The following is a 15,931-nucleotide window of genomic DNA, read 5'->3' on the forward strand; positions in this document are numbered from 1 at the left end:
CCCAGGACGACGCAAAGTGCTCAACTAGTGACACATCGGCAACTTCGTGGTTACCCTTCGGTAAAACCGCCCAGTAACACCGCCGGAGGTCACCGATGCGCCGACTCGTGATCGCTCTCGCCCTCATCGCAGCAAGCATCGGTCTCGCCCCGATCCCGGCCGAGGCGGCACCAGGGTTCAGTACGGCGTACCAGCGCATCCCCGGCGACGGTGGGACCGAACTCGGCGCCGTCGTACTGACCCCGACCGGTCAGGGCAGCGGTCCGTTCGCCCTCGTGGTGATGCCGTCGAGCTGGGGTGTGCCGAACGTCGAGTACGTCGGCCAGGGCAGCAAGCTGGCGACCGCCGGATTCCAGGTGATCTCCTACACCAGTCGCGGCTTCTGGGACTCCGCCGGCGGCATCGACATCGCCGGCCCGCCGACCGTTGCCGATGTCAGTGACGTGATCGACTGGGCCGGCGAGCACACTCCCGCTGACACCAGCAGGGTTGCCGCGGTCGGGATCTCCTATGGCGCAGGCGTCTCACTCCTTGCTGCAGGCAAGGATCCCCGGATCAAGGCGGTCGGCGCGATGAGCGGCTGGGCCGATCTCATCGCGTCGCTGAATCCCAACGATACGGTCAACCTGCAGTCCGTCGCCGCGCTCCTTGCCCTTGGCAACATCACCGGGCGGCCCGGGCCGCAGATGCGGTCGCTGCAGACCAAGTTCATCGGCGGCGACTTCGACGGGGCGATCGCGGAAGCCGAGGCGCTGGCTCCGGTGCGATCCGCGGCGACCACGGTCGACCAGATCAACGCCAATCACCCAGCGGTGTTCCTCGCGAACGCCTTCGAGGACTCGATCTTCCCGCCCACGCAGTACTCCGACTTCTTCACCCGGCTGACCGGGCCGAAGCGGTTGCTGTTCGCGCACGGCGACCACGCGACGCCCGAGGTGACCGGCGCGATCGGCCTGCCGAACGAGATCTGGGACGAGCTCGCTCCTTGGCTGCGGCACTACCTGACCGGCGCGGACAACGGCGCCGACCAGGAAGCGCCGGTGCAACTCAAATCACAACGCGGCGTCTGGCGGAGCTACCCGAACTGGGCGGCCGTCGGAACACCCCGTACGTCGTACCTCTCGAAGCCGGCCGGATTGTCGAGGACAGGCGGCCTGCAAACCACTGCCGCAACCGGTTGGTCCAACCCGATCGGCGCAGGCGTTCCGACCGTCGCGGACAGCGGCGTCGCGATCCTGTCGGGTGCCTTGCAAGGACTGCTGTCGATACCGACCGGAGTGGCAACGCCCTTGGTGGACAGGAGTTTCGCCGGCGTCTGGTCCGGGCCGACGTACAGCTCGGGAGCTGTCGTGAACGGGTCGCCGAGACTCCATGTGACGGTGACGCCGAGCAGCCAAGACACCTCGTTGTTCAGCTACCTGTACGACGTTGACGCGCTCGGGCTCGGATCAATGATCGCCCACAAACCGTTCACTCTCCGGGGAGCTGTGCCGGGCAAGGCGCGCACTCTCGAGCTGCGGTTGGAGGCGACCAGCTGGGAAGTGCCGGCCGGACATCACCTGGTGCTCGTGGTCGACACGGTCGATCCCCGGTACCTCGGCCGCAGCTCGCTGGGCACGTCGGTCAAGTTCAGTTCACCGGCGGGCGATCCCGCCTGGTTGAGCGTCCCCATTGCATAGCTTGCAACTAGCGTTGTCTCTCTTGCCACATCGCTCCAGGTGGGCCACCCTGTGTGGTCGGACCGTCACACACCTCGGAGGATGTTCATGGGTACGAGCCGCCGTCGTTTCCTCGGACTCACCGCAGCTGCCGTCGGCAGCGCCGCAGCGGGGATCACGCCAGCCGCCGCAGCCGAAGCCCGCGAACTGCCGGATCGTCCAGAGGCGCGCCGGTCCGTCGGGACCTTGTATCTGGCGACCTACACGTCATCGGCCGGCGGCGGCACCGGGATCGGGTTGGCGACGTACGACGGCACCACGGGCGCGATCACCTCGGCCGGCACGCTGACCGGCGTACAGGATCCTTCGTTCCTGGTGATGGCGTCGTCCGGGCGGTTCCTCTACGCCGTGAATGAGCAGAGCAGTGGCGGTGTCACCGCGGTGGCCGTGGATGCGCCCGGGCGTCTGCGGGTGCTGAATCGCCAGCCCAACGGCGGCAGCGGGCCGTGTCATCTTGCGCTGGTTGCTAATGGCAAGTACTTGCTCAGTGCAAACTACGGCTCGGGTGACGTCGCCGTGCATCCGGTGAAGGCCGATGGCAGTCTCGGCGCGCGGACCGATCTGGTGAAGCACGTCGGTGCGACGCCGCATGCGCATCAGGTGGTGCAGGATCCGACCGGAAAGTACATCCTGGCAGTCGATCTCGGCACCGACTCGGTCTACACCTCCACCCTGTCCGCCGCCGGCAAGCTCACCCAGAAGTCGCAGGCCAAGCTCGCGACCGGCGCCGGCCCGCGGCACCTCGCGTTCCACCCCAACGGCCAGTACGCGTACGTCGCCAACGAGGTGGACAGCACGATCACGGTCTGCCGGTACGACGGAACCTCGGGCAAGCTCACCCCTGGCGCGAGCCGGTCCACCGTGCCGGCCGGGTCGCCGACGAACTACCCCGGCGAGGTGATCGTGTCGCCCGACGGCCGATTCGTCTACCTCACCAACCGCGGCCACAACAGCGTCGCGATCTTCGCCGTTGAGGCGGCCGGGGCATCCCTGCGGCTCATGGCGACACCGTCCTGCGGGGGCAACTGGCCGCGGCACTGCACCCTCGACCCGACCGGGACGCTGCTGTTCGTGTCCAACCAGAAATCGAACAACCTCACCACCTTCCACGTCGACGTCCAGACCGGTGCGCTGACTCCCGCCGCGGACTTCACGGCCCCGATCCCGGTCTGCGTCCTGCCTGGCTGATGTTTGTTTTTGGGTGAGGTCTTGCGTTTTTGTCGAACTCACTACAGCGTTGTAACGGACATACCTTTCCCCGCCCACGAAAGGTCTCCGCCCGATGAAGAAGACACGCACGATGCGACGACGGCTGGCAACGCTCGCGGCTGCGGGATTGCTCGCCACCTCCGCGCTCGCCACCTCCGCGCTCGCCACCTCCGCGCTCGCCACCTCCGCGCTCGCGGCCGGCAGCTCCAACGCGGCGCCGCCTACCCCCGGAGTACAGGCCGGCTGGCATGCCGGTACGCCGCCGCTGAGTACACCGTGGACCAATCAGGTGTCGCCGACCAACGCACTTCCGGAGTACCCGCGTCCGCAGCTCACCCGACCGCAGTGGCAGAACCTCAACGGACTCTGGGAGTTCGGCGCCGCCGCGGTCGGTGAGGCGCCGCCGATCGGGAAGCCGCTGGCCGAGCAGGTGCTGGTGCCGTACCCGATCGAGTCGGCGCTGTCCGGCGTCCAGCGGCACGAGGACCGGATGTGGTACCGCCGGACGTTCACGGTGCCCAACAACTGGAAAGGCCAGCGGCTGCTGCTGCACTTCGGCGCGGTCGACTACGACGCCAAGGTCTGGGTGAACGGCCGCCAGGTCGCCACCCACCGCGGCGGGTACGACGGCTTCGACGTCGACGTCACGAACGCCCTGCACCGGACCGGTCCGCAGGAGCTGATCGTCTGGGCCGAGGACCTCACCGATGAGACCTTCCAGCCGATCGGCAAGCAGCGCGAGGTCTCGGACCACGGGATCTTCTACCAAGGCAGTTCCGGCATCTGGCGGACGGTCTGGATGGAGCCCGTCGCGACGTCCTCGATCGACCGGCTCCAGCTCACGCCCGACCTCGCCACCAGCACCCTGAGGCTCACCGCTGATACCAGCGGACCGGCCGGCCTGACCGTCGAGGCCACGGCGTACGACGGCGGCAAAGCTGTCGGGACCGTTCGCGGCAAGGCCGACACGGAGCTCAGGCTCCCCATCAAGAACCCCAAGCTTTGGTCACCCGACAGCCCGTTTCTCTATGACCTGAAGGTGAAACTCATCGACCGGGGGAGAACTGTCGATCAGGTCGGCTCGTACGCCGGGATGCGATCCGTCGGCAAGGTGAAAGGTGCCGACGGCAAGCTTCGGATGACGCTGAACGGCAAGATCCTCTTCAACTTGGCGACTCTGGACCAAGGTTTCTGGCCGGACGGGCTGAACACCGCTCCGACCGACTCCGCGCTGAAGTTCGACCTGGAGCAGAACAAGGCGCTCGGGTTCAACACGGTCCGCAAGCACATCAAGGTCGAACCGGATCGCTGGTATTACCACGCCGACAAGCTCGGCCTGATGGTCTGGCAGGACATGCCCGCCAGCAAGACCGACCGGATCCCGCCGGCCTGGCAGGCCCAGTTCAAGTCCGAGTTGCAAGAGATGGTCGAGGAACACAAGAGCTTCACCTCGATCACCACCTGGGTGCCGTTCAACGAGGGCTGGGGTGAATGGGACCAGGCCGAAACCGGGCGGATCGCCGACAGCGTTCACGCGCAGGACCCGTCCCGGCTCGTCAACGCGCACAGCGGTGTGAACTGCTGCGCCTCGCTCGGCGACTCGGGTCGCGGCGACATCATCGACCACCACGCCTACCTCGGCCCGGCGACGTCGATGCCGGCCGGCGACCGGGTCGCGGTGGATGGTGAGCACGGTGGGTTCGGGTTGAAGACGCCCGATCACATGTGGTTCGGCGACGGCTTCGCGTACGAGATGACGCCGGACAGCGCGACGCTGACCCGTCGCTATGTGGAGAACCAGCGCGACGTACTCCGGTCCGCGAACACCTGCGGGATCAGTGCGTCGGTCTACACCCAGATCACCGATGTCGAAGGCGAGCTGAACGGCTTCTTCACCTACGACCGGCAGGTCCCGAAGATGGACTTCGCCCAGGTTCGTGCCATCAATCGGTCGATCATCCAAGGCGCGGACGGCACCGGTACGTCGGGTCCGCCGCTGCCACCCGGTACGCCGGGCGCCGACGGGATCCACTTCTACCCGCTCGACGGGACCGCGGAAGATGCCGTCGGCACCAATGACGGGACCCTCGAAGGCGGCGCCGGCTTCGGCCCGGGCAAGAACGGCCAAGCACTTGTGGTGAACGGATCCGGGCAGTTCGTCGACACCGGCGCGCAACTGCTCGACACGGCCGGCAACTACACCGCTGCTGCCTGGGTGAAACTGAACAAGGTGGACGGCTCGTTCCAGACCGTGGTCAGCCAGGACGGCGATCGCGACAGCGCCTTCTTCCTGCAGTACTCCGGTGCGGACCAGCGCTTCGCGATGAGCTTCCCTGGTCAGCGGGCATTGGCGCCGACGAAGCCTAATCCGGATCAGTGGTATCACCTGGTCGGCGTACGGGATGCAGCCAAGAGCGAGCTGAAGCTGTACGTCGATGGCGCACTGGTGGCGACCAAGTCGGCTTGCAGTCTGGACTCGACCTCGACCGGTCACACGGTGATCGGGCGGGCCAAGTTCGGCGGCAATTCGGTCGACTACCTGGACGGCAGCGCCGACCAGGTGCACGTGTTCGACCGCGCACTCTCCGACACCGAGGTCAAGGCGCTCTACGACTCCGGTCGCTGACGGGCCACTGAGGTCAGACCAGTTTGCAGCTTGTTGCAACTGGTCTGACCTTGTCTGCACCAGAACCGCTCCGTAACGTGCCCCGGAAGGCGTGGGGGGCCACGCAACTCAACGTTCCGTGGGGGAGCAGATGAGACTCAGATCCATCCTGGCCGCAGTCTTCGCGATCGGCCTCGCAGCAACCACCGCCCTACCAGCCGACGCAGCCACCCCGAAGAACGGGAATCTGGTGTTCGTGCAGTTCGGAGGGCTGGTCGTGGTGCCAGGGCAGACGCCGGCGCCGTACACCACCACGATCGAGGGCGAGCGACCGAAGTTCTCGCCGGACGGGCGGCAGGTCGCTTTCGTCCGGCAGGTGGCGCCGCATCCGCCGGCCTGGCAGGACGCGATCTACGTCCGGACACTGGCGACCGGCGTCGAGCGCCAGATCTTCGTGTATCCGTTCACCCCGGGCACGCGCGCCGTTTCCTGGTCGCCGGATGCCGCCAAGCTGGCGGTCAGCAACGGCGCCGAACTCAACCTGATCAGTGTCGCGACCGGCGCCGTATCGACGATCTGGACCGGACCCGCAGGTACTCAGATCGATTCGCCTGCGTGGTCGCCGGACGGGAGCCGGATTGCGTTCAGTACCGGTCCGGCGATCAAGCTGGTCCACCCCGACGGCACCGATCTGCGCACGCTGACCTCCACCGCCGGGTTCTGGAACAACTATCCGGACTGGTCGCCCGACTCGCAGAAGATCGCCTTCGTCACGAACCGGTTCCGCGGCGGTAACCAGAGTGAACTCGTCACGCTGCCGCGCAGTGGTGCCGGTACGCCGTTCCGGGTGAGCTACAAGGCTTTCCCGCAAGGATTCTTCTTCCTTGGTACTGCCTGGTCACCCGATGGCAAGAAGATCGCGGCGCTGCAGACGAACGCGACCCTGCCGGAGGATCCGAGTGATCCGGATTATCCGGACGAGCGGACCAAGGTTCGTGCCTACCTTCCGGACGGTAGCTACAGCTACTCCTTGACCGACCCGATCAGTGGCGACGACGCCTACCCCGGCCTCGACTGGGCGCCGAAGGTGTCGTGATCGAGCCGGACCGATGAGCTGATGCAGGGGTGGAGCCGGGGCGGGTTCCATCCCTGCATCTTCGTTTCGAGATGCGAGGACGTCGCATACCCCTGATCCTGGTAGTGACACCGACCGGGAGGTGAGGGGCCGATGACCGCACCGAGCCACGCACCTCCGAGCCGGTTGACCCGCAGGTTCCGGCCGCCGCGGTTCGGGCTCGGTGGATCGCCGATCGGGAATCTGCCGGCCCCGGACGGGGATGCACGCGCGACGAGCACGATCGACGCGGCGTACGGCGCGGGCATCCGGTTCTTCGACACCTCCCCGGCGTACGGGCTGGGCGTTTCCGAACAACGCTTCGGTACGGCGCTCGCCCGGCACCCGCGCGGCGAATACCTCGTCTCCACCAAGGTCGGTGGGATCGTTACCAGCAAGGGTCTGCGCACGGACTTCTCCGCGGCCGGGATCAGGCAGTCGCTGACCGAAAGTCTCGAGCGTCTGCGGATGGAATCGGTGGACCTGGTCTTCATCCAGGATCCGGGCGAGAGCTGGCAGCAGGCGATCGACGAGGCCTACCCCGTCCTGCACGAGCTGCGAACCCAAGGCGTGCTGCATGCCATCGGCGCCGCCATGAACGACTGGCAGCAACTGGACCGCTTCGTCCGCGACACCGAGGTCGACACGGTCTTGCTGGCCGGGCAGTACTCGCTGTTCGATCAATCGGCCCGGCCGCTGCTCGATCGTTGCCAGCTTCGCGAGGTGGCCGCGATCGTCTCCGGCGTCCTGACTCCTGAGGTGCTGCAGATCGACCGCTCCAAAGGCGCGAACGTCGATGTCACGAACGTCCGGGCGCGCCGGATAGCGGCGGTCTGCGAGGCGTACGGCGTATCACTGCCGCAGGTCGCGCTCGCCTATCCGAGCCGGCATCCGGCCGTCACCTCGGTGCTGATCGGCGCCGCCAGTCCCGCCGAGATCCGTGCCGACGCCGCCCTCGTCCGCCATCCCGTCCCGGCCTCGCTCTGGGCCGACCAGGAACTCCGAAAGCTACTCCACGTCGGTTGAAACTAGAAGCGGTCGCCCGGGTCGCCGCCGGGGGTGTCCGTGCCGCCGGGGGACCCGGTCGGAACCGGGCCGGTGGTCGGCGAACCGGTGGGGGTCGGGAAGGTCGTCGGGCTTCCCGACGGGTCCGGGGTCGGTGAATTGGTGTTCGGCGGCGGGGTCGTCGGCGTCACGGTGACGGTTGCCGTGCCGGAGACCGTCGGGATCACCGGGCCGGGGTCGACCTCGGGTGCGTTCCTGAAGAGCAGCCAGGCGATCAGTACGGCGAGCGCCATGATGATCGCCATCGTCAGCAAGGCGAGCGCGAGAGCGAGCCGCGAAGCGGGCCGTAGTACGGCAGGCCAGGGCAGCGGCCAGATCCGGAACAGCCCGGGACGGCGCCGGTTCTCCCAGTGGTGCCGGAAGTCGGGACCGCGGAAGCGGCCGAGCTGCGGGACGCGGTCCATCAGTACTGCGGACAGCACTTCCTCGCCGCGTCGCTCGGCGATGAGCCGCTCGTCGGCGGCCGAACTGGTTCCGTCGTCCTCGCGGATCGGGCCGAGCGCCACCCAGAGCGCGAGGTCGTCGTCATCGGCGTCGTTGTGCGCGAGCACCGCTTCGACCGGCAGCTCGTCGACCGCGGTCACGAACCGGTCCCGCGCGGCCGCGTCGTCGGCGGATCCCTCGGTCATCATCGCGACCACCGCGGACCGGCCGTGGTCGTCGCTCGCCGAGTACAGGTAGCCGGCCGCGTTCGCGCCGAGCCGGGTCCGCAACCAGAAGTCCCCGACCCGGGGCGGATCCTCCGGCTGCAGGGGGAGCCCTGCCGGGATCACCCGCGCGGGCACGCCGTCAGGCGGCCCGGCCGGCGGACCCGAGGGTGGTCCGGCCGGCGGCGCGTCGGTGCGGGAGTCGGTCGCAGTCATCGGCACCAATCCTTCCAGACACCCGGTAGCACTGTCGCCCAGCCCGCCGCGTACGGCGTACGGGCGGGTGCTGGGCGGTTGCGGATTTGGGTGGGTGGGGAGGATGGGAGGAGGTTCGGGTGGGGCGCGGTCGTGCGCGGACCCGGGGATCTGATGGAATGGCGGAGTTCGCGAGCACACATGGTCCGAGTCGGACCCCGGAAGGACAGGCATGACCGAAACCACTGTGCCCGCTGGGTCAGTCGCCCAGCAGTCCCACCTGGTGAGCGAGGCCATCAACGAGGTCAAACGCGTCATCGTGGGCCAGGAGCACATGGTCGAGACCCTGATGGTGTCCCTGCTGGCCAAGGGGCACTGCCTGCTCGAAGGTGTGCCGGGCGTCGCCAAGACGCTCGCCGTCCGGACCTTCGCCTCGGTCGTCGGCGGCTCGTTCGCCCGGATCCAGTTCACTCCGGACCTGGTGCCGTCCGACATCGTCGGCACCCGGATCTACCGGCAGACCCGCGAGGCGTTCGACATCGAGCTCGGCCCGACCTTCGTGAACTTCGTCCTCGCCGACGAGGTGAACCGCGCACCGGCCAAGGTGCAGTCGGCGATGCTGGAGCTGATGGCCGAGCGGCAGGTGTCGATCGGCGGCCAGACCTTCCCGATGCCGAAGCCGTTCATCGTGATCGCGACCCAGAACCCGATCGAGTCCGAGGGCGTGTACCCGCTGCCCGAGGCGCAGCGCGACCGGTTCCTGGTGAAGATCGACGTGCCGCACCCGCGCGGGCACGAGGAGTTCGAGATCCTCCGCCGGATGAGCGTCGACCCGCCGCAGGCGCGCCAGGTGCTCAAGCCCGAGACGATCATGGAGCTGCAGCGCTCCGCCGAGCAGGTCTTCGTGCACAACCTGGTCGCGGAGTACGCCGTCCGCCTGGTGATGGCGACCCGTACGCCGTCCGACTTCCACCTCCCCGACCTCGAGCCGATCATCGAGCTCGGTGTCAGCCCGCGCGCCACCCTCGGCCTGGTCTCGGCCGGCCGGGCGCTCGCGCTGATCCACGGTCGCGACTACCTGCTGCCGAGTGACGTGCAGACCGTCGCCCTCGACGTGATGGGGCACCGGCTCGGCCTGACCTTCGACGCGGTCGCCGACAACATCGACCCGCGCGCCGTGGTCGAGCGCATCCTGGCCACCGTGCCGCCGCCGCAGCCGGTGTGGCGGGACGGCAACGACGGCAGCGGCCGCCCCGAATTCGTCTAGTCACCATGGCCAACCGACCAGACCCGCGGGTTGCGATGACGATCTCGCAGCTCGCCCCGGAGCGCGCGCTGCGCCGGCTCGAGCTGACCGTCGTCCGGCGGCTCGAGGGCTACCTGCACGGCGAGCACCTCGGCCTGCTGCCCGGTCCGGGCACCGAACTGGCCGAGGCCCGCGAGTACCAGGTCGGCGACGACGTCCGCCGGATGGACTGGGCCGTCACAGCCCGTACGACGGTGCCGCATGTCCGCGACCTGATCGCGGACCGGGAGCTGGAGACCTGGGCGATGGTCGACCTCTCCGCCTCGATGGACTTCGGTACGTCGCAGCTGGAGAAGCGTGAACTCGCCGTCGCCGCGGTCGCCACGGTCGGGTTCCTCACCCACCGGCTCGGTGACCGGTTCGGCGGGCTGATGCTGCGCGACTCGTCGCTGCGGCGCTGGCCGGCTCGCTCGGGCCGCCTCGCGCTCTACGGGTTGCTGCGGGCCTTGCTCGCCGAGACGGACAACGGTGAGATCCAGGCCCGCAGCGATCTGGCCGGCGCGCTGGACTCGATGGCGCGGACCCAGCGCAAACGCGGCCTGCGCGTCATCGTCTCGGACTTCCTGACCCCGGAGGACGGCGACGTCGACAGCCGGATCGAGCCGTCCTGGGAGCGGGCGATGCGCAAGCTGACCGCCCAGCACCAGGTGCTCGCGGTGGAGATCATCGACCCGCGCGAACTCGAACTGCCGAACATCGGCGTGGTGATGATCGGCGATCCGGAGACCGGCGCGATCCGCGAGATCGACACCCGCCGGCGCCGGGTCCGCGAGGAGTACGCCGCCGCGGCGCTCGCGCAGCGGGAACGAACCAGGGTCGCACTGCGTAGGGTAGGTGCGGGACATCTGGTGCTGCGGACCGACCGGGACTGGGTCGCCGACACTGTGCGGTTCGTGCTCGCCTACCGGCGGATGGCCCCGCGTTTGCATCAACCGCCGAAGGGAGTGGCTCGCTGATGGAGTTCCTGTCTCCGGCCAGACTATGGTTCCTGCTGTTCATCCCGCTCGTCGTCGCGGGGTACATCTTCCTGCAGCACCGGCGCGCGCAGTACGCGCTGCGGTTCACCAACATCGCGCTGCTCGACCGGGTCGCACCGCGCCGGCCGCAGTGGCGGCGGCATCTGGCCGTCGTGCTCGCGCTGCTGGCGACGGCGTCCTGCATCCTGGCGTTCGCCCAGCCGAAGGCCGAGGTGAAGGTGCCGCGCGAGCGGGCCACCATCGTGGTCGCGATCGACGTGTCGCTGTCGATGATGGCAACCGACGTCGACCCGAACCGGCTCGAGGCGGCCAAGAAGTCGGCGAAGAACTTCGTCAACGCGCTGCCGGCCAAGTTCAACGTCGCACTGGTCAACTTCGCCGGTACGGCGTCCATCATCGTGCCGCCGACGACCGACCGGGCAACCGTGATGCGGTCGATCGACGGACTGGAGCTGGCCGAGTCGACGGCTACCGGTGAGGGGATCTTCACCTCGCTGCAGGCGCTGACCCAGGTGCCGCCGGACCCGGAGCATCCCAATGACCCCGCCCCTGCGCGCATCGTGATGCTGTCCGACGGGAAACGGACGGTCGGGCGTACGGCGCAGGAAGGTGCCCAGGCGGCGAAGGCGAAGAACACGCCCGTCTACACGATCACCTTCGGCACCGACTCGGGCTTCATCGAGATGGACGGCATCCGCCAGCGCGTCCCACCGGACCGCGCCGAACTCCGCAGCGTCGCCGAGATCAGCGGCGGCGAGGCCTACACGGCGGAGTCCGCAGGCGAACTCGAGGACGTCTACAAGGACATCGGCTCGTCCGTCGGCTACGACAAGGTGGACAAGGAAGTCACCTCGCGCTTCGCCGGGATCGCCATGCTCTTCACCCTGGCCGCCGCGGGCGCCTGCATCGCCCTGGCTTCCCGCTTCCCCTAAGCGCCTCCACTATTAATTAATTCTTTTCTCTGTGAAGTATGTACAGAGAGGTGGCGGGCTGAGATCGTCCGGAGTATGCGCGATCTCACACCGCCCCTAGAGTCCGATCCGCCTCGCTCCCACCGCGTACGCCGTGTTCTCGGCGTCGCCCTGGGCACTACTGTCTTGCTGGTTGCCTCCGCGACGTTGGCGTTCGCGGATCCACCGCACAACCTGCCGCAGAACGCCGACGGGTACGAGCAGTCCTTCTCGCCGGCATACGACTACGACACCGACGGCTGTTACGCAGTACCGGCTATCGGTCCGGACGGAACGCTGAACCCGGGCCTGAATACGACGGGTGCGGTCAATGGCAGCTGTCACGATCAGTCCGACCTGGACAACTCCCAGACCTACTCGCGCGACAAGTGCAACAACGGCTGGTGCGCGATCATCTACGCCAGCTACTTCGAGAAGGACCAGGCGGTCGACGGCAGCGGTCTCGGTGGCCATCGGCACGACTTCGAGCACGTGATCTCCTGGGTGAACCAGGCGACCAACCAAGTCGAGTATGTGACCACCACACAGCATTCCAGTCAGGTCACCTATCCGCGTTCACAGGTGCTGTTCGATGGTTCGCACCCGAAGGTCGTCTACCACAAGGACGGCGTGGGGACGCACTTCTTCCGGCTTGCCAACGGCAACGACGAGCCGCCGGAGAACTACTACCACAATTGGCGCTACCCGCCGCTGGTCGGCTGGAACGGCTGGCCGAGTACGTCGTTGCGGGACACCTTGATGAGTGCGGACTTCGGTTCGGCGACTATCAAGATCCGCGACCAGGGCGACTCCTTCCAGTATTTGCTGAACGCCGCCAAGCCGGCCGGGATCCCCTTCAACCCCTACGGCTAAAGGTTTGTAAAGGCCCGCCGTACCGGCGTACGGCGGGCCTCTCTCTACTACGAGCCGTTGATCAAGCGGATTGCGAGATCGGGGTTGAAGGTGCCCGCCGGTGTGCCGGGAGCGATGCCGCACTGGCCGTCCGAGTCGCCGGGGACCTTGACCCAGAGCAGGAGTTCGGCACCGGAGCCGCCGACCTGGGAAGGAGTGCCCAGCTTGCGGCCGGCCGGGTTGCACCATTCGCCGTTCGACCCGTTGCCGTTGCGGCTGGTGTCGATCGCGAACGGCTTCGACGACGACAGGCCACTGCGGACGTTCGTCGCATAGGACGCCGACGCGCTGGTGGTGTAGTAGTTGGACACATTGACGACGAAGCCGTGCGCGTTGCCGATCCCAGCTCCGTTGAGCCGCTGCGCCATAGTTGCTGCAGGCACCCAACCGGCATTGCCCGCGTCGAGATACGCCCAAGCGTTCGGTGCTCGGTCGCGGAACTGTTGAGTGGCGAAGGCAAGCATGCCGTTGCGCTCGGCAATGGCCGCGTCGGACATGCAGTTGAAGTCGCCCAGCGCGTCCGGCTCGATGATCACGATCGCCGGCCGCGCCTTGATCGAGTCCGCGAATGCCGCGATCCAGCTCTGGTACGCCGAGACCGAACCCGCTCCGCCGCCTGAATGTCCACCACAGGCGTCTCGCCCGGGCAGGTTGTAGGCGACGAGGATCGGCAGTTTGTCCGCATTGTCCGCAGCTCCGACGAACGCACCGACCTGCTGGCCGATCGTCGTACCAGCCGGTGGGTTGCCGAACCACCTCGCCATCGGCTTGGCGGCGATGTTGGAGTTGATCGAGCCGGCCCGCGAGTCACTTCCGTGAGTGTTCACCCAGGTCTTCGGGTTCGAGTTCGGATCCACGTAGAACCCGCTGGTGAGATCAATGGGACTGGCGAGCACCTTCGCCGAAGCTGCCCCGGTTGACGGCGAGCGCCGGGTGGTCCCGCCCTCGCTGTCGGCGAACGCCGTCATCCACGCCAGCGCCGAGTTCCAGTTGACCGCCACCTCGTTGGTCGAGTACGACCCGATGTCGTCGATGTAGCAGGTCGCCGGTGCGCAGCCGGGAAGGTTGCGCTGGGCAACAGGATCCTGGAGCCCAGAATTCGGGCCGCCGGCCAGCGATCCAGGCGCCGGCGACGGCAGCGACGGATCCAGCGAATGCGCCCAGAACCGGTGGTGCTGGTTGTGGCTCGCCCGTTCGCCGTACCCGCTGACGTACGACTGGTTGACCGCATTCCGGCCGAGCAGATAGTCCATCGACTCCAGCGCCGCATCGCGATACTTGGTCCGATGAGTCAAGTCGTAAGCCGTTGCCATGAGCATCGAGTTGTTCGCAACAGCACTGTTCGATCCCCAGACGTACTTCCCGTCCGGGGGTAGATAAGGATTCGCGAACCCCTGCCCGCGAAGGTCGCTGACGTACACATCCGCCACCTTCCCGATCCGTACGGCGAGCTTCGCCCGCTCCACCGGGGACAACCGCCACGGCGTCCGCGCCAACGCCAGATCCGCGAGCCCGCCAGTCTCCTGCCACGAGAACCCATCCGCGGCCGACAACGTCGTCGTGATGTGCTTCTTGTACGACGGGTCGCCGGTCGTCGCGAACAGCTCAGCCGCCGCCCAGGAGAACTCGTCGGTCACCTTCGTGTCGTCGTACGCGCCACCACCTTCACCACCGGCGGGCGCATAGATCGCGGGATGCTGCTGAGCCGCCTTCCAGGCCTTCTTGGCCGCCACCAGACAACGGCCGGCCAGTTGGTGATCCCACACCGCGTAAACCCGGGCACACCGTGCACCAACGGCAGCAAGGTTCAGCGTGGCAGCCGTCGACGGGGGATAGAGGTACCGCTTCTGCGGATCCGCGGCTGGTCGCAACGGCAGCCCGGTCCACTTCTCGTCGTGGATCTTGTGATGCACCATCCCGGCGAGCGGCTGCCCGGCCGGAACCTGCATCCGGAGCAGGAAGTCGATCTCCCACTTCGCCTCGTCCAGCACGTCCGGATCCCCGTTCCCTGCTTCAGGAATCCGCAACGTCCGGTCCCGGACGCCACGGTCGTGATGCGTCGCCGAACGGTCGTAGAGGTCCAGTAGCTGCCAGGCCGCGAGCGCCCCGTTCACCACATACTTGCCGTGATCACCCGCGTCGTACCAACCACCTCGTACGTCGAGGCTGTAGTCGCAGGTCCCCGGGAAACACGGCACCGACGTATCGCCTTGGTTCGGCGCAATCCCCAGATGCCCCGCGGGCCTGGCGTACGCGTCCCCGACGTACTGTGCCTCGATCGGGATCCCGCTCCGGTTGTGGTAGAAGTACGCGAGCGCGTCCTTCCGCAGCGGCTGATAGATGTCGTCACCGACATCGAACGGCTCACTCGCATCCGAGCCGACGGCGAGCCGATACCCCTGGCCTGTGCCGCGGAACGATCCGAAGTCGATCAGCTGGACGTTCTCGCCGGACATCGCGTCCGCGCCGTACGGCGTGGTGTTGCCGCTGGCAACGGAATGGTCCGTCGAGTCGAGCAGTTGCCAGCCGAGCGGGCCGGTCGCGTCCGTCACGTACGTGGCCCGCTTGGGACCGTCGGCGAGATAGCCGACCTGGTTCACCCGCACCGGCGAGCCGAAGTCGCGGACCCCACCAGGTGGCACGACCCCGCCGACGAAGCTGATGTTGTCCAGGCACAACGTGTACGCCGCGGTCGCGCCGCCGGCCTGGAAGGAGACCTGGCCGTGCGGTTCGGTCACCGTCGAGTTCCCGGTGAAGCTGAACGACTGCGGGGTCGTGGTGAGGCTGACCGTCTCGTTCAGCACCGAGGTGTACGGCGCCGCGCCGAGCTGGACCACCGCGCGCACCTGCACCGCCTGGCTCGCCGAAGCGTCGAACCGCAGCGTGTACGGCTGCCCGCTCTCGAACGGTACGTCGTCCTGCCCGATCATCGAGTCCCACGGATTCACCGTGCCGGCCGGGACCTCGGCACACAGCCGGCCGTCGACGACGCTCGCCGGGGTGTTCCCGCTGGTCCACCAGGGATCCTTGCTGCCGGAGTCGAACGTCCCGTTCAGCACCCGCTCGTACGGCGGGTCGGCGGCTCGGGCGGGTGTCTGGGTGACCGCTACGGCCACCGGGACGAGGAGCACCAGGGCGGTCAGGCCGGTGCCTGCTCGCCGGCGGAATGAGGACATCATGCTGCTGCCTCCGGAGGGGGAATGCGCTGGGAGCGCTTTCACATTCGGGCCATC

11 protein-coding genes are annotated in these 15,931 nt (G+C 67.6%); 9 read left to right on the forward strand and 2 right to left on the reverse strand.

What is annotated here, in order from left to right:
• Window positions 1-95: 95 nt before the first annotated feature.
• The 5 genes from ABZ004_RS01555 to ABZ004_RS01575 all read left to right on the forward strand — a co-directional run bounded on the left by ABZ004_RS01555 (window position 96) and on the right by ABZ004_RS01575 (window position 7,672).
• The gene (locus ABZ004_RS01555; protein ID WP_355677810.1) at window positions 96-1,679 is read left to right on the forward strand and encodes a CocE/NonD family hydrolase; all 1,584 of its coding nucleotides are present in this window, start codon (window positions 96-98) and stop codon (window positions 1,677-1,679) included.
• An 87-nt stretch (window positions 1,680-1,766) separates the two neighbouring features.
• Window positions 1,767-2,906: a lactonase family protein gene (locus ABZ004_RS01560; RefSeq protein WP_355677811.1), complete on the forward strand. Its 1,140-nt coding sequence runs from the start codon at window positions 1,767-1,769 to the stop codon at window positions 2,904-2,906.
• Window positions 2,907-3,000: 94 nt separating this feature from the next.
• Complete coding sequence (locus ABZ004_RS01565; RefSeq protein ID WP_355677812.1) at window positions 3,001-5,553, forward strand: LamG-like jellyroll fold domain-containing protein; 2,553 nt, start codon at window positions 3,001-3,003, stop codon at window positions 5,551-5,553.
• 130 nt (window positions 5,554-5,683) lie between these two features.
• Window positions 5,684-6,628, forward strand: coding sequence for a hypothetical protein (locus ABZ004_RS01570; RefSeq protein WP_355677813.1), 945 nt, complete (start codon window positions 5,684-5,686; stop codon window positions 6,626-6,628).
• Between the two features lie 132 nt (window positions 6,629-6,760).
• Entirely contained in the window at window positions 6,761-7,672 is a 912-nt protein-coding gene (locus tag ABZ004_RS01575) for an aldo/keto reductase (protein ID WP_355677814.1), read from the forward strand.
• A gap of 2 nt (window positions 7,673-7,674) precedes the next feature.
• Here ABZ004_RS01575 and ABZ004_RS01580 read toward each other — a convergent pair whose 3' ends face one another.
• Window positions 7,675-8,574 carry a hypothetical protein gene (locus ABZ004_RS01580; protein ID WP_355677815.1) on the reverse strand — a complete coding sequence of 300 codons (900 nt, stop codon included), beginning with the start codon at window positions 8,572-8,574 and terminating at the stop codon, window positions 7,675-7,677.
• Between the two features lie 211 nt (window positions 8,575-8,785).
• Here ABZ004_RS01580 and ABZ004_RS01585 point away from each other — a divergent pair, with 211 nt between their 5' ends.
• The 4 genes from ABZ004_RS01585 to ABZ004_RS01600 all read left to right on the forward strand — a co-directional run bounded on the left by ABZ004_RS01585 (window position 8,786) and on the right by ABZ004_RS01600 (window position 12,659).
• The gene (locus tag ABZ004_RS01585; RefSeq protein ID WP_355677816.1) at window positions 8,786-9,820 is read left to right on the forward strand and encodes a MoxR family ATPase; all 1,035 of its coding nucleotides are present in this window, start codon (window positions 8,786-8,788) and stop codon (window positions 9,818-9,820) included.
• A gap of 35 nt (window positions 9,821-9,855) precedes the next feature.
• Window positions 9,856-10,815 carry a DUF58 domain-containing protein gene (locus ABZ004_RS01590; protein ID WP_355677919.1) on the forward strand — a complete coding sequence of 320 codons (960 nt, stop codon included), beginning with the start codon at window positions 9,856-9,858 and terminating at the stop codon, window positions 10,813-10,815.
• Complete coding sequence (locus ABZ004_RS01595) at window positions 10,815-11,768, forward strand: VWA domain-containing protein (RefSeq protein ID WP_355677817.1); 954 nt, start codon at window positions 10,815-10,817, stop codon at window positions 11,766-11,768. The genes ABZ004_RS01590 and ABZ004_RS01595 overlap by 1 nt, the downstream gene beginning before the upstream one ends.
• Before the next feature lie 75 nt (window positions 11,769-11,843).
• A complete protein-coding gene (locus ABZ004_RS01600; RefSeq protein ID WP_355677818.1) occupies window positions 11,844-12,659 on the forward strand; it encodes an NPP1 family protein in 816 nt (271 codons plus the stop codon).
• Window positions 12,660-12,706: 47 nt separating this feature from the next.
• Here the strand turns inward: ABZ004_RS01600 and ABZ004_RS01605 are convergent, their stop codons facing one another.
• Complete coding sequence (locus ABZ004_RS01605) at window positions 12,707-15,874, reverse strand: glycoside hydrolase family 9 protein (protein ID WP_355677819.1); 3,168 nt, start codon at window positions 15,872-15,874, stop codon at window positions 12,707-12,709.
• Between the last annotated feature and the right edge of the window lie 57 nt (window positions 15,875-15,931).

Origin of the sequence: Kribbella sp. NPDC006257 (assembly GCF_040613535.1) — a bacterium.
Taxonomy (GTDB): Bacteria; Actinomycetota; Actinomycetes; order Propionibacteriales; family Kribbellaceae; genus Kribbella.